Below are 18,851 nucleotides of genomic sequence, written 5' to 3'. Positions count from 1 at the left end.
CGATGCCGATGATTTTGGCCATGTTGAATTTGCTCCTGAGTTCTGAAAAATGGGGTGGTGTGAACTTGTGGATAACCAGCCGCGATTCAAGGTATGAACCGGGGGTTTCCTGTGGATTACTTCGGCGCGGTGACCGTGACCAGCGCCGGGCGCAGCACGCGCTCGTTGATGGTGTAGCCTTTTTGCAGGACGCTGACGACGGTGTTCGGCTCCTGGTCCGCCGGCACGACCGAAATGGCCTGGTGCTGATGCGGATCGAACTTGGTGCCCGCCGGTGGCGCGACCTCGATCACCTTGTTGCGTTCCAGTGCGCTCTTGAGCTGACGCAGCGTCGCTTCGGCGCCTTCGCGGATCTGTTCGGGCGTGACGTCCTTGATCGCCAGGCCGGCTTCGAGGCTGTCGGTTACCGGCAGCAGGCTCTCGGCAAACGCCTCGACGGCAAATTTGCGGGCCTTGGTGATCTCTTCGTCGGCGCGGCGGCGAGCGTTCTGCACGTCGGCCTGCGCGCGAAGGTACTGATCTGACAGCTCAACGTTCTTCGCTTGAAGGGCGACGAGTTCGGCTTGCACCGTGGCCAGCGTGCTCTGGGCATCGGCCTCGTCGGCGAACTGGGCGGCCTCTCGCTCTTCGGGACTCGGGTCGCCTTGCAGCATTTGCGAATTCGGGCCGGATTGTTGTGGATCGGACATGTGATGAAAGGGCGCGAGGCCAAAAAACAAACTAGTGCAAACCATCTTGGGCTCGCAGAAGGGCTTTTCAAGCGAAAAAATGCGGCCGAAGAGGCCGCGTGCTGGGAAAACCCGCTGGCGCCAGCGTCGATGCTGGAAGCGCAGCTCTGGCCGACCCGTAGGCCGGCACTGGATCAATGCGCGTCGAGCAGTTCGACGTCGAACTTGAGCGTGGCGTTCGGCGGGATTGCACCGCCTGCTCCGCGAGCGCCGTAACCGAGCGCAGCCGGGATGATGAGCGTGCGCTTGCCGCCGATCTTCATGCCGGCAACACCTTCGTCCCAGCCCTTGATAACTTGGCCGGCGCCGAGCGAAAACGCGAAAGCGTCGTTGCGATCGCGGCTCGAATCGAATTTGGCGCCTTGCACGCCGTCGTTGAAGAGCCAGCCGGTGTAGTGCACGTGCACGTGCTGGCCGGCCTTGGCTTCGGCGCCTTCGCCGACGGTGGTGTCTTCGTATTGCAGGCCGGAGGGAGTGGTGGGCATGGTTGCTCCTTGGAACGGTGATCGAGATCGATCGGGTTGATGATCGTTGAGAGAGCGGGTGAGTTTAGCGAAGCTGCAACCGAAGCCAATGACCGAAGCCACGACCGCCTGCGCGCTGCCCTGGATGTTTACTTGCTGGTGATCGGCGGCGCTACCGGCACCTTCTTTATCTGCGTCAACTGCCACTTGCCGGCAAAGGCCTGCAGATCCGACAACCGCTTCAACAGGTCTTGCCCACTGAGCGTGAGGCTGTAGCCCTCGCTGCCGTGGTTCACGATGCCAGCTTCGCGCAGCTCTTTGATGCGGGTGTTCAATGTGTTGGGAGTGATGCCACCAACGCTGTCTTGCAGCAGCCGAAAGGTTTGCGCATGTCCATCGCGGAGCGCCCAGAGAACACGCAAGGCATAGCGAGCCTCGAGCAGCGCAAGCAACTGGCTCACCGCCGCATTTTCCTTTGTACTCATTGCTTGCTACTCATCGACAACATCTCCTCGGGCGCATTTTTTTAATTGATTTTCCGATCGCGCGATTCGGCCAGTGACTATAGCGAAAGCATCAACCGAGTGCTACAAGTTTTATAGCGACATAGGCATACTACATGCGGCCTGTGGCGCCGACGCCTCAGATCCGGATGAAATTTGCCATGGCTTCGCCGAGCCTGATCGGCCGGGCTGGCGACCACTCCGGGTTGAACGTCACAGGAGGTTTCGGAAACAGCATCACGACCGTCGAGCCGAGCAAAAAACGGCCCATCTCGTCGCCCTTCTTCAGTGCGACGCGCGGGCCGCTGTCGTTCGCCCCAGTTCCATAGCGCCATTCGCGCAACTCACCCTGCCGCGGCGGATTGATCACGCCGTGCCACACGGTGGCCATGCTGCCGACGATGGTCGCGCCGACCAGCACAAGCACGAAGGGCCCGCTCGCCGATTCGAAGACACACACCACGCGCTCGTTGCGCGCGAAGAGGCCGGGCACGCCGCGCGCTGTCGTCGGGTTGACGGAGAACAACTCGCCCGGCACGTAGATCATTCGCACCAGTTCGCCGTCGCAGGGCATGTGGATGCGGTGGTAGTCCTTCGGACTCAAGTAGAGCGTGGCGAAGCTGCCGTGCGCGAATTGCGCCGCCAGTGTCGCGTCGCCACCGACCAGCGCGGTGGTCGTATAGCTATGGCCCTTCGCCTGAAAAATCTGGTCGCCTTCGATTGGGCCGAACTGGCTGATGGCGCCGTCGACCGGTGAGATCAAATCGGCTTGAGCCAGCGGCCGCGCACCAGGCTTGAGCGCCCGGGTGAAAAAGTCGTTGAAGCTCTTGTAGTGAGCGATATCGCTCTCGAGCGCTTCGCCCATGTCCACGCCGTACTTCGCGACGAAGCGTCGGATGATCCAGGTCGTGACGGCGCCACGCTCCTTGCCCGCGACCCAGCCGGCAAAATTTGTCAGCGCCAGCTTCGGAAAGAGGTACTGCGGCAGGACAGGAAGGCGATCGGACACAGCGGGGAAGAGGGGTAGCTCTGCAGGTGGCGGGGAGCCGGATTCTATCGAGGCGACTCGGCGCCGCGGCTGCCGTGCGGCATCGGCCTACTCGGCGGCTTGCTCAGCGCGTCGGTCAGGGCAGGTCGACGATCTCGATCCAGTTCGGGTTCTTGCCGACCGGGATGCGCTTCGGCGTGCCCAGTGCGCCGGTGTTGGCGTCGATGGCGTAGACCGAAACGCTGTGCGATTCCTGCCCCGCGGCGATCAGATAGCGCCCGCTCGGATCGATGGCGAAGCCGCGCGGCGTCTTCTCAGTCGGCGTCTGGCCGAGCGGCTGCAGCAGGCCGGTGGACGGGTCTACACGGAACGCCGACAGCGTGCTGGATGTGCGCTCCGAGGCATAGAGATAGCGGCCGTCGGGCGTTAGGTGCAGGTCTGCGGCCCATGGCTTGCCGGCAAATCCAGCAGGCAGGGTGGTCGTGCTCTGCAACAGCTTGAGCGTGCCGCCCGCGCTTTCCCATGCATACACGTGCAGGGCAGCGTCGAGTTCGTCGACCAGATAAACGAAGCGCTGCGCCTTGTCCCAGACGAAGTGGCGCGGCCCCGACTTTGGCTGGGCGCCGGTGAGCGGCGGGTCGTTCGGCGACAACTTGCCGGAGGCCGCGTCGAAGCGCCAGCTCGACACGTTGTCGCCGCCCAGGCTGGTCGCCAGCACGAAGCGGTTGGTCGAATCGGCGTGGATCGCATGCGCGTTCGGCGCGGTCGGGATCAACTGCTGGATCGCACCGACGCTGCCTTCCTTGTCGATGGCGTTGACCGTGATCTTGTGGCCCGGATAGGAGGCCGCGAACAACCATTTTCCTGTGGCATCGGTATCGATGTTGGCCATGCTGTCTGCCAGTGGCGCTTCGCCGAGCTTCTTCAACTTGCCGCTGGCAGCGTCGATCGCAAAGCTCACGACGCGATAGGGCTGCGAGCGCAGGGCGGCATACAGGAAGCGCTTGTCGGGGCTTACCGCCATCGGCATCACTTGGCCACCGACATTCACCGTTTCGACCGGCTTGAGAACGCCCAGATCCCGGTCGAGTTCGAGCACCGAGATGTCCTGGCTATCTGCGTTGGACACGTAGACCCAGGTCGTAGCCAAAGCCGGGGAGGCAGAGAGAGTTGCAAGCGCCATGGCTGTCAGAATCTTTTTAAAGGTGGTGGCTTTCACAGAACCACGTGCCCGGTGATCAGCGACGGCAGCCAGGTCGAAAACGCCGGCACGTACGTCACCAACGTGATGGCGATGAAGATGGCGAGGTAATACGGCCAAGCCGTTTTGGTGGCCTCGCCGATCGATATCTTGCCGATCGCACAACCGATGAACTGCACCGTCCCCACCGGCGGATGCACCAGGCCCAACGCGCAATTGAGCAGCAGCATCATCCCGAATTGAACCGGCCCGACGCCCATCTGGATGGCCAGCGGCAAGAACAGCGGCGTGGTGATCAGGATGTGCGCCGCCATGTCCAGGAAGATCCCCAGAAAGATCTGGATGATGTTGATGTAGAGCAGCATCAGCCAAGGCGTCGTGGTCGCGGCCAGCAGCGCGGCCTCGATGGTGTCCGGAATTTCCAGGTACGCCATCTGGTAGCGCAGCATGTTCGATACGCCGATCAGCAGCAGGATCACGCCCGTTGTCTTCGATGCTTTGGCCAGCGACTTGAAGAGCTTCTGCTTGGTCATCGTGCGGTAGATGACCACCGTGAGCAGCAGCGAATAAGTGACCGCGATGGCCGCCGCCTCCGTTGCCGTCGCGATTCCTTCCATCACGCACACCAGGATGATGACGATCACCATCAGGCCCGGAATCGACGCGATGAAAGTGCGCAGCACCGCGTTCCAGCCCGGAAAGCGTTCGATCATCGTGGAGCCGTCGGGCCGCCGAGGAAAGCCGTATTTGGCGGCTTGCCAGTAGGCTGCGACCAGCATGCACACCATGATCCAGAACACCGGTATCAGGCCGGCGAACATCAGGTCGCCGATCGACACGCCCTTGATGGTGTGGCCGCCGATCGTGCCCACCGCCGCTTGCGCTGCAAAGGCATAGATGATCATGTTGTGCGACGTCGGCATCAGCGCGCCGGAGAGCGATGCGTGCGTGGTCACGTTGACGGCATAGGCCGCGCTGTAGCCCTCGCGCTTCATGATCGGGATCATCACGCCACCCATGGCGGACGTGTCTGCCACCGGCGAGCCCGAGACGCCGCCGAACAGCGTCGACGCCACCACGTTCGCGAGGCCGAGGCCACCCTTCCAGTGGCCGACCAAGCTGCGCGCGAACGCGACGATCTTGTCGGCGATGCCGCCGTGCAGCATCAATTCCCCGGAAAAGATGAAGAACGGTATCGCCAGGAACGAGAACACGTTCATGCCCGACACCATCATCTGGATGGCGGTTTCGAAGGGCAGGCCTTCGAAGGCGAAGGTCAAGAGGCAGCTCAACCCGATCGCAAAAGCGACCGGCATGCCGAGCAGCAAAAAGACGATGAAGCTGAGTGAAAGAAGCGTCAGTGCCATGATGGGACCACTTCGTGGCCGGTGAACTGGGACGCCAGGTGTTCGATCGAAAAGAGCGTGATGAGCACGCCTGCGATGAGCACCGGCAAATAGCGATAAGCCTCGGACAAGCCGAGCGTAGGAATGGTCGCGTCGTGGGTCGAGATGGCCATCTCCATGCCGCCTGCGAACAGCGCAATGGCGAAGGCAATGGTCAGCACGTAGACCACGCATTTGCACCAGAATTGCACCGTCTTGGGCAGCGCCTTGACCAGCGAGTCGAGGCCGATGTGCCCCGCGTCGCGCACGCCGGCGGAGGCGCCGAACATGGCGACCGAGATCACCAGCAACAGCGCGACCTGCTCGACGTAAGCCGGCGCGTTGTTGAAGACGTAGCGCAGCACCACGCCGTAGACGACCACGCCGAGCAAGCCGGTAAGGCACACGCAGGCGAGGTACATCGTCCAGCGCGAGAGCTTCGCGTTGACGCGGGACAGCATCGTTGTCATTGCAGTCGCCTTTGAAGTCGAATCACTTGGTGTTGATGATTTCCTGCACCAGCGCCTTCAACTCGGGCGTGGACGCAAATTTGTCGTACACCGGCTTCTCGACTTCGACGAAGCCCTTGCGGTCGATGTCGGCTGCGGCGGTAATCTTGGCGCCGCCCTTGATGACAGCCGCCTTGGCGTCTTTCTCGCGCGGCTCCCACAGCTTCACGTAGAAAGGAACCGAGTCTTTCGCGGCCTTGCGGATGGCGGCCTGCTGCTCTTTGGGAAGCGTGTCCCAGATCTTCTTGGAGAACACCAGCACTTCAGGCGTCATGACGTGCATGGTCTCCGAGTAGTAGGGCGCTGCTTCGAAGTGCTTGGCTTCTTCGTACGACGGGTAGTTGTTCTCTGCGGCGTCGACCAGGCCGGTCTTCAGGCCGGTGTAGACCTCGGCGATCGGCATCGGCGTGGGCGACGCACCCATCGAGCTCACCATGCTGACCATCAGGTCGGAGGGCTGCACGCGGATCTTCAAGCCCTTCATGTCGGCGACGTTCTTGATCGGCTTCTTGGCGTAGACCGAACGCGCGCCGCTCTCGTAGAAGGCCAGTCCGATGAAGCCGGCCTTGTCGAACGCGGCGAGCACCTTGTCGCCGGCCGGACCGTACATCGCCTTGCGGAAATGTTCGATGTCGCGGAACAGGAACGGCAGCGACGGCACGACCGACTCCGGCACGATGCCGTGGAACGAGGCTGAGCTCACGCGCACCATGTCGAGCGCGCCGATCTTGACCTGCTCCACAGTGTCTTTCTCCGAACCCAGCGAGCTGTCCGCGAAGATCTTGATGCTGTCCTTGCCACCGCTGGCCTTCGACAATTCTTCGCCCATGAACATCACGGCCTGGTTGGTCGGGAAGTCCTTGGCGTGCACCTCGGCCGAGCGAAATGTGCGGGCCGTCGCACTGGTCGTCAGCGCGAAAAGGCCGATCGCGATCAGGCCAGAGAGGGTTTTGAGTTTCGGTGTCATGGTGTCTCCTCGGATTGAAAGTAGGGGGGATGGAACTTCGAAAAAAATGCAGGGTCAGTCGACTGCGGGCGGCGCGAACATCGGGCCGGCCCGGCTCAGTCGCCGAACGGGCCTTGGGCCGTGAAGCCGCCGCCCTGGTAGATGGCGTTGGGGTCGGTCGGCGCGACCGGCGGTTGCGCCTCGACCTTGGCGCGGAACTGCTCAGAACTGTCTTGCGGGACGTAGCCCAGGTGCGCGGCAGCGCTGTTGTCCCACCACACGTCGCGGTTGGCCGACACGCCATAGACGATGGTGTGCTTCACATCGGGGGTGAAGAGGGATTTCTCGACCAGCGTCGTCAGGTCGCGAAAGCTCAGCCAGGTGCTCATCATGCGGCGGTTCAGCGGCTCGGGAAACGACGAGCCGATGCGGATGCTCACCGTCTCGATGCCGTAGCGGTCGAAGTAGAACTGCGCCACGTCTTCGCCGAAAGACTTCGACAGGCCGTAGTAGCCGTCGGGCCGTTTCTGTGCGCCAGCGTCGATCGTTTCGGTCTGCTTGTGAAAGCCGATGACATGATTCGAACTGGCGAACACGATGCGTTTGGCGGTGTGTCGACGAGCCGCTTCATAGAGATGAAAGACGCCCTTGATGTTGGCTTCCAGTACTTCTTCGAAGGGTCGTTCGACCGACACGCCGCCCAGATGCACGACCGCGTCGCAGCCAGCCACCAGTGCATCGACCGCCGCCTTGTCGCCGAGGTCGCAAGGCACTACTTCTTCATGCGCGCCCTCAGCGGCCGCCATTCCGGCGATGTCGGACAAACGCAGCACATCGGTGGATGGTTTCAGCGAGTCGCGCAGCACTCTGCCGAGACCGCCCGCAGCACCGGTCAAGAGCAAGCGCCCCAATTTGTTTGACATGATTACCCGGTCCTTACGCTGGCTTGAACACCGTGGTCGGCAGATCGCGACCGTGGTATTTCTTGTACATGGCGTTGAGCTTGCCGTTCTTGATATTGGTCGTGACCCAGCCATCGATCCATTCCTTCAATTTCGGTTCGCCCTTGTTCATGGTGACGCCCAGGCCCGAGTCGAGCTGCGAGAACTTCATTTCGAAGTTCTTGCCAGGTGCGCGCTTGTTGATCTCGCCCATGTTCGATGGGGTGCTCGAGAAGATATCGACCTGGCCCGTGACCACCGACGTGATCAGCGTCGCATCGTCTTCGTAACGCATGATTTCTGCGCCCTTGGCCTCCCGCGTCGTGATGGTGTCATTGGTCGTTGCACGCGTCAGGCCGACGCGCTTGCCATTCAGGTCGGCGTAATTGGCGATCTTCATGTCCTTTGGCGCTGAAACCAGAATGGTGATGGCCGAGTAGGGGACCGAAAAGTCCACCACCTTGGCACGCTCTTCGGTGATCGAAAGGGCCGAAATCACGACGTCAGCGCGTCGCGCCTGCAGCGTCGGAATGCGTGCAGCGGTGGTGATCGGCACGATCTCCAGCTTCACGCCCAGGTCCTTGGCGAGCTCTGCCGCGGCGTCCACGTCGGAGCCGGTCGGCTGCATGTTGGCATCGGTGTAGCTGAAGAGCGGCGTTCCGATGGCGATCGCCACGCGGATCGTGCCGGCCTTCTTGATGTCGTCGAACTGGTCGGCGAGTGCGGCTTGGGTGATGCCGGCCAGCATCAGGGCGGCGAGGGCGGTGCGGGCGAAAGTGCTTGTCGATTTCATGGTGTCTCCTTGGGGTTCGCGGAAAAGATGAGTGAAGAAGTGGGCGACCGAGCGGTTGCCGTTAAAGACCGTTGTCGAGAAAGGCGCGCAGTTCGGGTGTCTTCGGCGAATCGAGCATGCTGCCTTCGCCGGTTTCCCAGACACGGCCCTGGTGCATGTAGATGATGCGGTCGGCCACGCGCTTGGCGAAGGCCATTTCGTGCGTAACCAGCAGCATGGTCATGCCGCCGGCCGCGAGGTCTTCCATCACCCGCAGCACTTCGCCGGTGAGCTGTGGATCGAGTGCCGAAGTGACTTCGTCGAACAGCATCACCTTGGGCGACATGGCGAGCGAGCGGGCGATGGCTACGCGCTGCTGCTGGCCGCCCGAAAGCTGCTCGGGATACGCATCGGCCTTCTCGCGCAGGCCCACCTGATCGAGCACGCGCAGCGTGACCTGGTGCGCTTCGGCGCGCGACTGCTTCTTCACGTGGCGCAGCGCCAGCATGATGTTTTCTTCGACTGTGAGATGCGGAAAGAGGTTGTAGCTCTGGAACACGATTCCGACTTCGAGCCGCAAGCGTTTGAGGTCCACAGAAGGGCTGTCGACGCGGATGCCGGCCACTTCGATGGTGCCCTTGTCGATTTTCTCCAGCCGGTCGATGCAGCGCAGCGCAGTGCTCTTGCCCGAGCCGCTGGCGCCGATGATGGCGATCATTTCGCCCTTGGCGACTTCGAAAGAAACACCCTTCAGCACCTGGTTCGAGCCGAAGCTCTTGTAGACGTCGTGAAGACTAACGATTGGCGACATTGAGCTTGTTCTCCATGGCTTCGCTCCAGCGCGACAGCGGGTAACACAGGGCGAAATAGAACACGCCGACCAGGCTGAAAATCAGGAATGGCTGAAAGATCGTGTTGTTGATGATCTGCCCCGCACGCGTGAGCTCGACGAAGCCGATGACCGACGCCAGCGAAGTCATCTTGATGATTTGCACCAGGAAGCCGACGGTCGGTGGCAACGACAAACGCACCGCCTGAGGAATGATCACGAGGCGCAGCGTTTGCCAGCGCGAGAACGCCAGGCATTCGGAGGCTTCCCATTGCGGCTTGGGCATGGCGTCGATGCAGCCGCGCCAGATGTCGCCGAGGTAGGCGGCGACATAAATCATCATCGCCAAGCCGGCTGCGATCAGCGAGGGCAGCGAGTAGCCGTACACCGACAGGCCGAAGTACACGATGAACAGCAGGATCAGCAGTGGAATGCCCTGAATGCATTCGATGTAGACGATGGCCAGCCAGCGCAACCACGGCCGCGGCGATATGCGCGCCAGCATCACGCCGAAGCCGCCGATGGCGCCGAGCACGAAAGCCAGTGCCGACAGCACCAGCGTCCACCCGATCGAGTTGATCAGGTAGAAAAGGTGGACGAGGGTGAAGCTGCCGAACATGGTCATGCCGCTCCGCCGTGGCTCGCCACGTTGGCTTGCGTGGTGTCGATGAGCGCACGAGCGCCATTTGCGCTCCGCGCAGCCGCCTTGCGCAGCACGCGACGGCGACGGAACAAGTACTCGCCCAGCACGCTGGTGATGAGCTTGATGATCAGCGACAGTACGAGGTAAAGCGCAGCCACCACGATGTACGTTTCAAGCGAGCGGAACGTGTCCGACTGCACGGTGTTGGCGATGGCGGTGAGTTCTTCCGCCGAGATTTGGGAGGCCATCGCCGACGCCTGCATCATCAAGAGGAACTGGCTGGTGAGGGCGGGGTACACCTTCTCGATCGACGGCTGCAGCATCACGTGCCAACCGATGCGCCACTTCGACAAACCCAGACATTCGGCCGCTTCGATTTGTCCGGGCGGGATGGATTCGAGCCCGGCGCGGATGATCTCCGCGGCGTAGGCGCCGATGTTGATCGTCATCGCCAGTACGGCCGCGACAAAGGTCGGCATGCGCACGCCAACGCTGGCGAGCCCGAAGTACAGCAGGAAGATCTGAACGAGAAAAGGCGTGTTGCGTACCGCCTCGATGTAGGCCGAGCAAAGGCCAGAGAGCGGTTTGATCTTGCTGCGCTTGGCGAAGGCGACTGCAGTTCCCAATGCCACGCCCACGATCACGGCGAGCGCGGTCATCTTGAGCGTGAGCCAGGCTCCGTTCAGGAAAACCGGCCAGTAGCTGAGCAAGGGAGTGAAATCGAGCGCGTACTTCATCAAAGTAAGGGTTGTTATCGGTTGTCGTACAACATTTGCACGGATTATCATGGCCGCATGAGCCAAACCACTGCGGGAAATCCCTTGCTACAGGGTGCTTCATCATCGGATGTGGGCGACAAGGCGAAGGCTGCGGCCTTTGTCGGGCGCCCGCGCATCAAGGGGCGCGGGCTGGCGCACGGGCTGGTCGACGATCTGGCACAAAAGATCCAGGCGCAGACGCTGCGGCCGGGCGACAAACTGCCGACCGAGTCGGCCATCATGCAGGCTTACGGTGTGAGTCGCACCGTCGTGCGGGAGGCCTTGTCCAAGTTGCAGGCGGGTGGCCTGGTCGAGACGCACCACGGTGTCGGCACCTTCGTCCTGCAGCCAAAGTCGGGCGGCATGTTCCGACTCGATCCAGCAGAACTCGCAACCTCGATCGACGTGCTGGCAGTGCTCGAACTGCGCATCAGCCTGGAGACCGGTTCCGCCGGGTTGGCGGCCGCGCGTTGCAGCGAAGAAGACCTTTTGGCCATGCGTCAGGCGCTCGACGAATTCGAGCACAACGTGCGGGTATCGGGTGACACCGTGGCGCCCGACCTGCGCTTTCATCTGCGCATCGCGCAGGCGACGGGCAACCCGTATTTCGCGGACATCATGAGCCACCTCGGCACCTCGATTTTTCCGCGCACTCGCATCAGCGCGCTGGTCGATGTCGATCGGCGCAGCGAGTATTTGAGTCGCGTCAACCGCGAGCACGAAGAGATCTACCAGGCCATCGCGCGAGGCGATGCCGAATCTGCACGTGCCGCGATGCGAATCCATCTGACCAACAGCCGGGAGAGGCTGCGCCGCGCGCAGGACGCGGCCCGATCGGCAGCGGTCGGCAAGCTGGCGGACAAGCCCGAGCCAACGACGCCGGTCGCATGACTTCCGGGTAAACCGGGAGAGACACACATCGACGCAGGTTGTACGATGACCGATCACACAGTTATCGACTGAGTTATCGACTGGAGATGGACATGGCAATCAAGCGGCGTGAATGGATGCTCGGCACCCTCGGCGGGGTCATTGGCGGTGGACTTCTGTCTGCGAGCGGTGCATCCGCAGCCGACGCCGCATGGCCTTCCAAACCTATCAAGATCATCGTGCCGTACCCGCCTGGCGGCTCATCGGACATCATCGCGCGCTCCATCACCCAGCCGTTGTCGGAAGCGTTGAAGCAAACGGTGCTGGTCGAGAACAGGTCTGGCGCCAACGGCAATCTCGGCGCCGATTTCGTTGCCAAGTCGGCACCCGACGGCTACACCTTGCTGCTATGCGATGTCGGCGCGCTGGCGATCAGCCCGTCTGTCTATGCCAAGCTGGCCTTCGATCCGTCGAAAGACCTGAGCGGCGTCACGATGCTGGCGTATTCGCCGCACTTGCTGGTCGTGCATCCGTCGGTGCCGGCCAACAACCTGAAAGAACTCGTCGCGCTTTCGAAAAAGTCCGATCTCAACTTCGCGGTCACCGCCACGGGCAGCGCGCCGCATCTGGCGGGCGTCGCGCTGGAGCGCGCCGTCGGCGCCCGCTGGCAATACGTACCTTACAAGGGCGGCGTGCAGGCGATTCAAGACACCGTCGGCGGCCAGACTCAGATTCTCATGAACGGCATGCTCGCCACGCTGCCGCAGGTGCAGTCGGGAAAGCTCAAGATCCTCGGCGTGTCGAAGGCCACGCGCATGCCGTTGATCGGCGATGTGCCGACCATCGCCGAGCAGGGCGTTCCCGGCTATGAATCCGGCACCTGGCAAGGCGTGCTGGTGTCGCGCGGCACACCCGACGCGATCGTGCAGCGGCTCAACAAGGAACTGGTTTCCATCATTCGCTCGGCCGACATCCGCTCGCGCCTCGCTGGTCAGGGCGCCGAAGTCGTGACGATGACTTCGGTCGACCAGGACAAGTTCTTCAACAAGGAACGCGCGCGCTGGGCCAAGGTCGTCACCGACGCCAATATCAAGATCGATTGATCCATCCACCTGTCTCAATGAACCCGCAAGAACTCAAAACCATCATGGGCTCCGGCCTGCTGTCGTTCCCGCTGACCGACTTCGACAGCCACGGCGACTTCCACAAGACGGGCTACCAGAAGCGCCTCGAATGGCTGGCGCCGTATGGCGCGACCGCTTTGTTCGCGGCAGGCGGCACAGGCGAGTTCTTCTCTCTTACTGGCGACGAGTACCCCGGCATCGTCCAGACCGCAGTCGACACCTGCCGCGGTGTGGTGCCGATCATCGCGGGCGCCGGTGGTCCGACGCGCTTCGCGATCCAGTGCGCACAAGCCGCTGAAAAGGCCGGCGCGCACGGCATCCTGCTGCTGCCGCACTACCTGACCGAAGCAGGACAAGAGGGTCTGGCCGCTCACGTCGAAGCGGTCTGCAAGAGCGTGAAGTTCGGCGTCATCGTCTACAACCGCGCGTCCAGCCGGCTGAAGCCCGAGACGCTCGCAGGCCTGGCCGAGCGCAACCCGAACCTCGTCGGCTTCAAGGACGGCGTCGGCGACATCGAAGCCATGGTTGCGATCTACCAGCGCATGGGTGATCGCTTCGCCTACCTTGGCGGCTTGCCCACGGCGGAGGTCTATGCCGCGGCCTACAAGGCGATGGGCACGCCCGTCTATTCGTCGGCAGTCTTCAACTTCATCCCGAAGACGGCCGTGCAGTTCTACGCAGCCGTGCGCGACGACGACATGGCGACGCAGCATCGATTGCTCAAAGACTTCTTCATGCCGTACCTGGAGATCCGCAACCGCATGCAGGGTTATGCCGTGAGCATCGTCAAGGCGGGCGCGACCATCGTCGGCCACAGCGCCGGCCCGGTTCGCCCCCCACTCACCGACCTCAAGCCCGAAGAGATGGAAATGCTGAAGGCGTTGATCGACAAGTTGGGCCCGCAATGAATACCGATGCAACAGCGGCAGTCACCGCACTCGTCGAGCGCCTCCGGCTCGCGATGATTTCGCCGAGCGCTGCCGCACTGGCCGGCTTGTTCGCCGACGATTTGAGCTACGGCCACTCCGACGGCAAGCTCGACACCAAGGCGAGCATCTCCGGCAGCCTGCTCGACGGCAGCTCCGATTTCACGACCATCGATATTTCGGAGCAAACGGTGAGCGTGAACGGCGATGTCGCCATCGTGCGTCACCGCCTTGTCGCCGACACCAACGACTCGGGTCGACCCGGCCACGTCAAGCTCAAGATCCTTCTGGTGTGGCAGCGGCAAGACGGCGAGTGGCACTTGCTGGCGCGACAGGCGGTGCGCGTCGCGGCATGAACCTGCCGCGGAAAGAAAACGTTAGCGACGCCCCCGCCGCAGTAGCCATTCGATTGTTTCGAAGATCGCCTCACTGACCAGCGCGAGCGCCGCGGCGGGCAACGCGCCGGCCACGAGCAAGGCCCGATCGTTGAGCGCCAGCCCGGTCACGATGCGCTCCCCGTAACCCCCCGCGCCGATAAATGCAGCGATCGTTGCCGTGCCGATCGCAATCGTGGTCGCGGTGCGCACGCCGGCTATCAGCGTCGGCAATGCCAGTGGCAGCAAGACGAGCCGCATGCTTTGCGCATGCGTCATGCCCAGGGCGGTGCCGGCCTGGCGCACGCCTTCGGGCACTTCGGTCAAACCCGTCACCGTGTTGCGCATGATCGGCAACAACGAGTAAAGCGTGAGCGCGATCAGCGCCGGCAACGTGCCGATCGAACCGATGAGCGAGATCAGCACCGCCAGCAATGCGAGCGACGGCACGGTCTGCAGCAAGCCCGAGAGGCCGAGCACCACGGCGCGCAGTCGGACGAAGGGAAACACGACGACGGCCAGCGGCACCGCGATCAACAACGCCAGCCCGACCGAGACACCGACCAGCAGCAGGTGCTGGCGCGTGAGCCGCCACAGGTCGGGTCCGAACAGCTTGGCCATGAAGCCACGCTCGGCCGTATCGCCCTTGCTGCCCGAGAGAAAGTCGCGCGCGATCACGTCGAAGCCGGCGCCTTGCAACTCGGCGCGCGCGTTCATCGCGATCATGGCGCGCTCGTCGATGCGGCCCTGCAGCTTTTCGATCGCGGCCCAGGCCTTGGCAGAGCGCGTGGGCACGTCGAGCCGGTACAGCACCACGGCGTCGTAGCGCGGGAAGTAGTTGCGGTCGTCCTGCAGCACGCGCAGGCCGAGGCTGTCGATCTTGGCGTCGGTGGTGTAGATGTCGATGACGTCGACCTGCTGTGCCTTGATCGCGTCGTAGGCAAGACCATGGTCGAGTCCGGTTGGCAACTGCGACAGGCCGTAGGCCGTCGTCAAGCCTTTCCAGCCGTCCGCACGACCGATGAACTCGTTGGAGAGGCCGAGCCGGAGTTCGGCGTGCTTGGCAAGGTCGCTCAGGTTGCGAATACCGAGCCGATCGGCGTCGGCCGCGCGCATTGCCAGCGCGTAGCCGTCGTTGAAGCCGAACGGCGCGCCGACGCCGAGACCCAGCGGCGCCAGCGCGGCGCTCATCGCTTCACGCGACATCGGCTTGTCGCTCTTCAGGATTTCGAGCGCGATGGTGCCGGTGTATTCGGCATACATGTCGATGCCGCCGGAGCGCAATGCTTCGTACACGATCGCGGTATTGCCCAGGCCCTGGCGAATGACCGGTGGCGTGCCGGTGAAGGGAGCGGCAGTCTGCGCCACCACCTCGGCCAGGATGTACGACTCGGTGAAGCGCTTGGAGCCGATGCGCAGCGTCTCGTTGACTTGGGCGAATGCGGTCGAGGCGAGCAGGAAGAGCGCCACTGCGGTAGCCATTGCGAGCCGAAGGTGGCGGAGGGGTTGCATCGGCGCAGTGTATCGGCGCCAAAGCGAACGCCGTGCGTCCCCGCGCACGTCACGCCCGATTCCTACAGTCGTTCGTGGGCGTGGCCGATGACGGCGAGCCTGCAATTGCGCAGAGTCCGGACACGCATGAACAAAGCCAAAACGCCTTCTCCCGCCAAGCCGTTGAAAGAAGCCCCAGAGGCCATGACCGAGCCGGTCCCTGCAACTGCCGGCCTGCACGGCACGCGCAACATGCCGTCGGTCATCATCGAAAGCTACAACCTCGAAGTGCGCGACGACGATGGTTTCATCGGTGATCGCGCCAGCCAGACGGCATTTCGGAAGCTGCTCGATGTCTGGCGCAAGCGTAAGCGCCGGAACGGTGTCGACCCGATGGGCAATGCGCGATCGGCCGATCTCAGCAAGAGCGAGATCGACCAGATGCTGCAGATGAAAGACGCGACCGAGGCCACCGATGCGGTGGAAGGCGCCATTGAAGAATTTGCCGGAGAGCTGGCGGGTGTGATCAAGCGGTACATGCGACAAAAGGCGTGGCAAGGCGTAGAGCGCATCGTCATCGGCGGCGGCTTTCCGGAGAGCGACGTGGGCGAGCGCGCCATCCTGCAAGCTGCGGTGATGCTCGATGCCGACAACGTGCAGGTCGGCCTCGCGCGGCTGCGGCACGAGGTCGACGACGGCGGTTTGTTGGGCTGGGTGCATTTGGCGCCGCCGCGCATGGTGACCGACTACGACGCCATTCTCGCGCTCGATATCGGCGGTACCAACGTGCGTTGCGGCATCGTCGAGCCGCGCTGGAAAAAGGCCAGTGACCTGTCGAAGGCTCGCGTCGTCAAGCGCCAGAAGTGGCGCCATGCCGACGACAACCCGAAGCAGGCCGAACTGGTCGACGGGCTGGTCGCAATGCTCGAAGAAATGATTGCCTACAGCCACAAGAAGGACATCCGGTTGGCGCCTTTCGTCGGCATTGCCTGCCCCGGGATCATCCGGCGGGACGGCTCGATCGCGCGCGGTGCGCAGAACCTGCCGGGCAACTGGGAGCGCGATGACTTCCATCTGCCGACCGCCTTGTGCGAGAAGATTCCGCTGATCGGCGACGAGCCTACCGAGGCGTTGATGCACAACGACGCGGTGGTGCAGGGACTGAGCGAGTTGCCCTTCATGCAGGATGTGAAGCGCTGGGCCGTGTTGACCATTGGCACCGGGCTCGGCAATGCGAGCTATCGCAACAAGCGCAAGAGCGGGCGCTCGCCCCGGCACCGCGCCGGGTCCTGAACTCACCGCTCTGGCACGCGCGCCAGGTCGGCCATCCACACTTCGGCTTCGGAATCACTCGGCGCGCGCCAGTCTCCCCGCGGTGACAACGAGCCGCCCGAGCCGACCTTGGGTCCGTTGGGCACGCACGAGCGCTTGAACTGGCTGGTCTTGAAGAAGCGGTACAGGAAGGTGCCTAGGTGCTTGCGGATATCGCCGATGGCGTACTCGTTGCGCTCTCCCTGCAGCGCATCGGGCCACAGGCCCAGCCTGCGGTCGTGCCACGCGGTGTACGCGAGAAAGGCTACCTTGGTCGGCCTGAATCCGTAGCGCAGCACATAGTAGAGGTGGAAATCCTGCAGCTCGTACGGGCCGATCGTGTCTTCGGTCTTCTGGCCGGGTTGCGTGCCGGCGGCGCTCGCGGCATCGGTCGGGATCAGCTCCGGGCTCACCTCGGTGTCGAGGATCGCGAGCAGCGTCGCACTGCCTTCGCGCGACAGAAATTCTTGATGCGCGACCCAGTGCACCAGGTGCTTGATGAGTGTCTTCGGCACGCTCGCATTCACGTTGTAGTGCGACATGTGGTCGCCCACGCCATAGGTGCACCAGCCCAGCGCGAGCTCGCTCAAATCGCCGGTGCCGACGACGATGCCGCCGTTGAAATTGGCCAGCCTGAACAGGTGGCTGGTGCGCTCGCCAGCCTGCACGTTCTCGAAGGTGATGTCGTACACCGGCTCGCCCCTGCCGTACGGATGGCCCAGGTCGGACAGCATCTGCGTGCAGCTCGGACGGATGTCGATCTCGCGCGCAGTGCAACCGATGGCCGTCATCAACTGGTGCGCCTGCGCCAGCGTGCGGTCGCTGGTCGCGAAGCCGGGCATGGTGAAGCCGAGGATGTTGGCGCGCGGCAGCTTCAGCCGGTCCATCGCCTGCGCGCAGACGAGCAGCGCGTGGGTCGAGTCGAGCCCCCCCGACACGCCGATGACGACCTTGTCGATGTGGCTCGCCTCCAGCCGCTGCACCAGCGACTGCACCTGGATGTTGAAAACCTCGCGGCAACGTTCGTCGAGCGTCGCGGCGTTGGCCGGTACATAGGGGAACCGTTCGACGCTGCGGCGCAGGCCGCCCGGCACGCTGGTGGGCGCCTTCAAGTCGAACTCGATGGTGCGCCAGTCGGCCAGCGCCGCCTTGTGCTTTTGCACCGACACGCCGAAGGTGTTTTGCCGCATGCGTTCGCGCGACAGGCGCTCCAGGTCGACGTCGGCGCTGATGACGTGCGACCGGTTGCTGAAGCGCTCGCTCTCGGCGAGCATCTCGCCGCTTTCGTAGATGAGCGCCTGGCCGTCCCAGGCCAGGTCGGTGGTCGATTCGCCGATGCCGGCGGACGAATACAAATACGCCGACAGGCAACGCGCCGATTGCGAGCTGACCAGCTGGTGCCGATAGCTCGACTTGCCGATCGTGATGTTCGATGCCGACAGGTTGACCAGCACCGTGGCGCCCGCGAGCGCCGCGAAGCTCGATGGCGGCAGCGGCACCCACACGTCTTCGCAGATCTCGACATGGATCTTGAGCAGCGGCAGATCGCGCGCATGGAATATCAGCTCCGAACCGAACGGGACCCGCTCGCCGCACAGGTCGATATCGGTCGCGAGCGCACTGTCGGCACCGTTGAACTGCCGCCCCTCGTAGAACTCGCTGTAGTTGGGCAGATAGGTTTTGGGCACGACGCCGAGCAACCGCCCCCCGGCCACGAGCGCCGCGCAGTTGAACAGGCGATGGTCGACGCGCAGCGGCAGTCCGACGATGGCCACCGCGCCGATGTCGCGCGATGCATCGACCACCGCTTGCAACGCGACCTCGCAGGCTTCGAGCAGGGCGGCCTGATGAAAGAGGTCGTCGCAGGTGTAAGCCGACAGCCCCAGCTCCGGGAACGCGACCAGCGCGGCACCGTCGGCTGCGGCCTGGCGATACATTGCGATGGTCTCGGCGGCGTTGAAAACCGGGTCGGCGATGCGATTGCGCGGCACTGCGACGGCGACCCTCGCGAATCCGTGGGTGTAGGGGTTCAGAAAGGTTTCGAGCGATGCGGTTTCAGCCATGAAGCGCATTGTCTCTTCGAACGGT

General features: G+C 63.2%; 20 protein-coding genes. 5 read left to right on the top strand and 15 right to left on the bottom strand.

Annotation, left to right across the window (positions count from 1 at the left end):
- Positions 1-116 precede the first annotated feature (116 nt).
- From grpE to QN413_RS18985, 13 genes are all read right to left on the bottom strand, one after another.
- The gene (gene grpE / locus QN413_RS19045) at positions 117-689 is read right to left on the bottom strand and encodes a nucleotide exchange factor GrpE (protein ID WP_323498138.1); all 573 of its coding nucleotides are present in this window, start codon (positions 687-689) and stop codon (positions 117-119) included.
- 173 nt (positions 690-862) lie between these two features.
- On the bottom strand, positions 863-1,213 hold the full coding sequence (locus QN413_RS19040; RefSeq protein ID WP_187051130.1) for an FKBP-type peptidyl-prolyl cis-trans isomerase: 351 nt from the start codon (positions 1,211-1,213) through the stop codon (positions 863-865).
- Positions 1,214-1,341: 128 nt separating this feature from the next.
- On the bottom strand, positions 1,342-1,677 hold the full coding sequence (locus tag QN413_RS19035; RefSeq protein ID WP_323498137.1) for a winged helix-turn-helix transcriptional regulator: 336 nt from the start codon (positions 1,675-1,677) through the stop codon (positions 1,342-1,344).
- A gap of 157 nt (positions 1,678-1,834) precedes the next feature.
- A complete protein-coding gene (gene asd / locus QN413_RS19030) occupies positions 1,835-2,704 on the bottom strand; it encodes an archaetidylserine decarboxylase (RefSeq protein ID WP_323498136.1) in 870 nt (289 codons plus the stop codon).
- Positions 2,705-2,819: 115 nt separating this feature from the next.
- The gene (locus QN413_RS19025) at positions 2,820-3,866 is read right to left on the bottom strand and encodes a lactonase family protein (protein WP_323498135.1); all 1,047 of its coding nucleotides are present in this window, start codon (positions 3,864-3,866) and stop codon (positions 2,820-2,822) included.
- A gap of 32 nt (positions 3,867-3,898) precedes the next feature.
- Positions 3,899-5,251 (bottom strand): TRAP transporter large permease, encoded by a 1,353-nt coding sequence (locus QN413_RS19020; protein ID WP_323498134.1) that lies wholly within the window; start codon positions 5,249-5,251, stop codon positions 3,899-3,901.
- The gene (locus QN413_RS19015) at positions 5,242-5,739 is read right to left on the bottom strand and encodes a TRAP transporter small permease (RefSeq protein WP_323498133.1); all 498 of its coding nucleotides are present in this window, start codon (positions 5,737-5,739) and stop codon (positions 5,242-5,244) included. Before QN413_RS19015 ends, QN413_RS19020 begins: the two co-directional genes overlap by 10 nt.
- 22 nt (positions 5,740-5,761) lie before the next feature.
- Positions 5,762-6,745 carry a TRAP transporter substrate-binding protein gene (locus tag QN413_RS19010; protein WP_323498131.1) on the bottom strand — a complete coding sequence of 328 codons (984 nt, stop codon included), beginning with the start codon at positions 6,743-6,745 and terminating at the stop codon, positions 5,762-5,764.
- Between the two features lie 95 nt (positions 6,746-6,840).
- Positions 6,841-7,647 carry an NAD(P)-dependent oxidoreductase gene (locus QN413_RS19005; protein WP_323498130.1) on the bottom strand — a complete coding sequence of 269 codons (807 nt, stop codon included), beginning with the start codon at positions 7,645-7,647 and terminating at the stop codon, positions 6,841-6,843.
- 13 nt (positions 7,648-7,660) lie between these two features.
- A complete protein-coding gene (locus QN413_RS19000; RefSeq protein WP_323498128.1) occupies positions 7,661-8,458 on the bottom strand; it encodes a transporter substrate-binding domain-containing protein in 798 nt (265 codons plus the stop codon).
- A gap of 61 nt (positions 8,459-8,519) precedes the next feature.
- Positions 8,520-9,248 carry an amino acid ABC transporter ATP-binding protein gene (locus QN413_RS18995; RefSeq protein WP_187051138.1) on the bottom strand — a complete coding sequence of 243 codons (729 nt, stop codon included), beginning with the start codon at positions 9,246-9,248 and terminating at the stop codon, positions 8,520-8,522.
- Positions 9,232-9,885: an amino acid ABC transporter permease gene (locus QN413_RS18990; RefSeq protein WP_323498146.1), complete on the bottom strand. Its 654-nt coding sequence runs from the start codon at positions 9,883-9,885 to the stop codon at positions 9,232-9,234. Before QN413_RS18990 ends, QN413_RS18995 begins: the two co-directional genes overlap by 17 nt.
- A gap of 2 nt (positions 9,886-9,887) precedes the next feature.
- Positions 9,888-10,646 carry an amino acid ABC transporter permease gene (locus QN413_RS18985; protein WP_323498127.1) on the bottom strand — a complete coding sequence of 253 codons (759 nt, stop codon included), beginning with the start codon at positions 10,644-10,646 and terminating at the stop codon, positions 9,888-9,890.
- Positions 10,647-10,703: 57 nt separating this feature from the next.
- Between QN413_RS18985 and QN413_RS18980 the strand changes: the two genes are divergently transcribed.
- The 4 genes from QN413_RS18980 (at position 10,704) to QN413_RS18965 (ending at position 13,943) form a co-directional block, all read left to right on the top strand.
- The gene (locus QN413_RS18980; RefSeq protein ID WP_323498126.1) at positions 10,704-11,558 is read left to right on the top strand and encodes a FadR/GntR family transcriptional regulator; all 855 of its coding nucleotides are present in this window, start codon (positions 10,704-10,706) and stop codon (positions 11,556-11,558) included.
- Between the two features lie 92 nt (positions 11,559-11,650).
- On the top strand, positions 11,651-12,640 hold the full coding sequence (locus QN413_RS18975; RefSeq protein ID WP_187051141.1) for a Bug family tripartite tricarboxylate transporter substrate binding protein: 990 nt from the start codon (positions 11,651-11,653) through the stop codon (positions 12,638-12,640).
- Between the two features lie 17 nt (positions 12,641-12,657).
- Positions 12,658-13,569: a 5-dehydro-4-deoxyglucarate dehydratase gene (gene kdgD, locus QN413_RS18970; RefSeq protein ID WP_323498125.1), complete on the top strand. Its 912-nt coding sequence runs from the start codon at positions 12,658-12,660 to the stop codon at positions 13,567-13,569.
- The gene (locus QN413_RS18965; RefSeq protein ID WP_323498124.1) at positions 13,566-13,943 is read left to right on the top strand and encodes a nuclear transport factor 2 family protein; all 378 of its coding nucleotides are present in this window, start codon (positions 13,566-13,568) and stop codon (positions 13,941-13,943) included. Before kdgD ends, QN413_RS18965 begins: the two co-directional genes overlap by 4 nt.
- Positions 13,944-13,964: 21 nt before the next feature.
- On the opposite strand, the gene QN413_RS18960 is transcribed toward QN413_RS18965, so the two are convergent.
- Positions 13,965-15,443 carry a glycine betaine ABC transporter substrate-binding protein gene (locus QN413_RS18960; protein ID WP_323498145.1) on the bottom strand — a complete coding sequence of 493 codons (1,479 nt, stop codon included), beginning with the start codon at positions 15,441-15,443 and terminating at the stop codon, positions 13,965-13,967.
- A gap of 156 nt (positions 15,444-15,599) precedes the next feature.
- Between QN413_RS18960 and QN413_RS18955 the strand changes: the two genes are divergently transcribed.
- Positions 15,600-16,745, top strand: a complete 1,146-nt coding sequence (locus tag QN413_RS18955; protein WP_323498123.1) for an ROK family protein — start codon at positions 15,600-15,602, stop codon at positions 16,743-16,745.
- A gap of 2 nt (positions 16,746-16,747) precedes the next feature.
- On the opposite strand, the gene QN413_RS18950 is transcribed toward QN413_RS18955, so the two are convergent.
- Positions 16,748-18,826 (bottom strand): NAD(+) synthase, encoded by a 2,079-nt coding sequence (locus tag QN413_RS18950; protein WP_323498122.1) that lies wholly within the window; start codon positions 18,824-18,826, stop codon positions 16,748-16,750.
- Positions 18,827-18,851: the final 25 nt, after the last annotated feature.

The sequence above is a fragment of the Variovorax sp. LG9.2 genome (assembly GCF_035018885.1).
Lineage (GTDB): Bacteria > Pseudomonadota > Gammaproteobacteria > Burkholderiales > Burkholderiaceae_C > Variovorax.
Note: the sequence above shows the minus strand (reverse complement) of the source record. Positions and strands in the feature narration are given on the sequence as shown.

Excerpts from the sequence above, each read along its gene's own strand:
- QN413_RS18995 (WP_187051138.1), bottom strand. The coding sequence starts at position 9,248 with ATGTCGCCAATCGTTAGTCTTCACGACGTCTACAAGAGCTTCGGCTCG.
- QN413_RS19005 (WP_323498130.1), bottom strand. The coding sequence starts at position 7,647 with ATGTCAAACAAATTGGGGCGCTTGCTCTTGACCGGTGCTGCGGGCGGT.
- QN413_RS19000 (WP_323498128.1), bottom strand. The coding sequence starts at position 8,458 with ATGAAATCGACAAGCACTTTCGCCCGCACCGCCCTCGCCGCCCTGATG.
- QN413_RS19035 (WP_323498137.1), bottom strand. The coding sequence starts at position 1,677 with ATGAGTACAAAGGAAAATGCGGCGGTGAGCCAGTTGCTTGCGCTGCTC.
- QN413_RS18955 (WP_323498123.1), top strand. The coding sequence starts at position 15,600 with ATGAACAAAGCCAAAACGCCTTCTCCCGCCAAGCCGTTGAAAGAAGCC.
- QN413_RS19025 (WP_323498135.1), bottom strand. The coding sequence starts at position 3,866 with ATGGCGCTTGCAACTCTCTCTGCCTCCCCGGCTTTGGCTACGACCTGG.
- QN413_RS18975 (WP_187051141.1), top strand. The coding sequence starts at position 11,651 with ATGGCAATCAAGCGGCGTGAATGGATGCTCGGCACCCTCGGCGGGGTC.
- QN413_RS19020 (WP_323498134.1), bottom strand. The coding sequence starts at position 5,251 with ATGGCACTGACGCTTCTTTCACTCAGCTTCATCGTCTTTTTGCTGCTC.
- QN413_RS19040 (WP_187051130.1), bottom strand. The coding sequence starts at position 1,213 with ATGCCCACCACTCCCTCCGGCCTGCAATACGAAGACACCACCGTCGGC.
- QN413_RS18960 (WP_323498145.1), bottom strand. The coding sequence starts at position 15,443 with ATGGCTACCGCAGTGGCGCTCTTCCTGCTCGCCTCGACCGCATTCGCC.
- QN413_RS19015 (WP_323498133.1), bottom strand. The coding sequence starts at position 5,739 with ATGACAACGATGCTGTCCCGCGTCAACGCGAAGCTCTCGCGCTGGACG.
- grpE (WP_323498138.1), bottom strand. The coding sequence starts at position 689 with ATGTCCGATCCACAACAATCCGGCCCGAATTCGCAAATGCTGCAAGGC.
- QN413_RS18950 (WP_323498122.1), bottom strand. The coding sequence starts at position 18,826 with ATGGCTGAAACCGCATCGCTCGAAACCTTTCTGAACCCCTACACCCAC.
- kdgD (WP_323498125.1), top strand. The coding sequence starts at position 12,658 with ATGAACCCGCAAGAACTCAAAACCATCATGGGCTCCGGCCTGCTGTCG.
- QN413_RS18985 (WP_323498127.1), bottom strand. The coding sequence starts at position 10,646 with ATGAAGTACGCGCTCGATTTCACTCCCTTGCTCAGCTACTGGCCGGTT.
- QN413_RS19010 (WP_323498131.1), bottom strand. The coding sequence starts at position 6,745 with ATGACACCGAAACTCAAAACCCTCTCTGGCCTGATCGCGATCGGCCTT.
- QN413_RS18965 (WP_323498124.1), top strand. The coding sequence starts at position 13,566 with ATGAATACCGATGCAACAGCGGCAGTCACCGCACTCGTCGAGCGCCTC.
- QN413_RS18980 (WP_323498126.1), top strand. The coding sequence starts at position 10,704 with ATGAGCCAAACCACTGCGGGAAATCCCTTGCTACAGGGTGCTTCATCA.
- QN413_RS18990 (WP_323498146.1), bottom strand. The coding sequence starts at position 9,885 with ATGTTCGGCAGCTTCACCCTCGTCCACCTTTTCTACCTGATCAACTCG.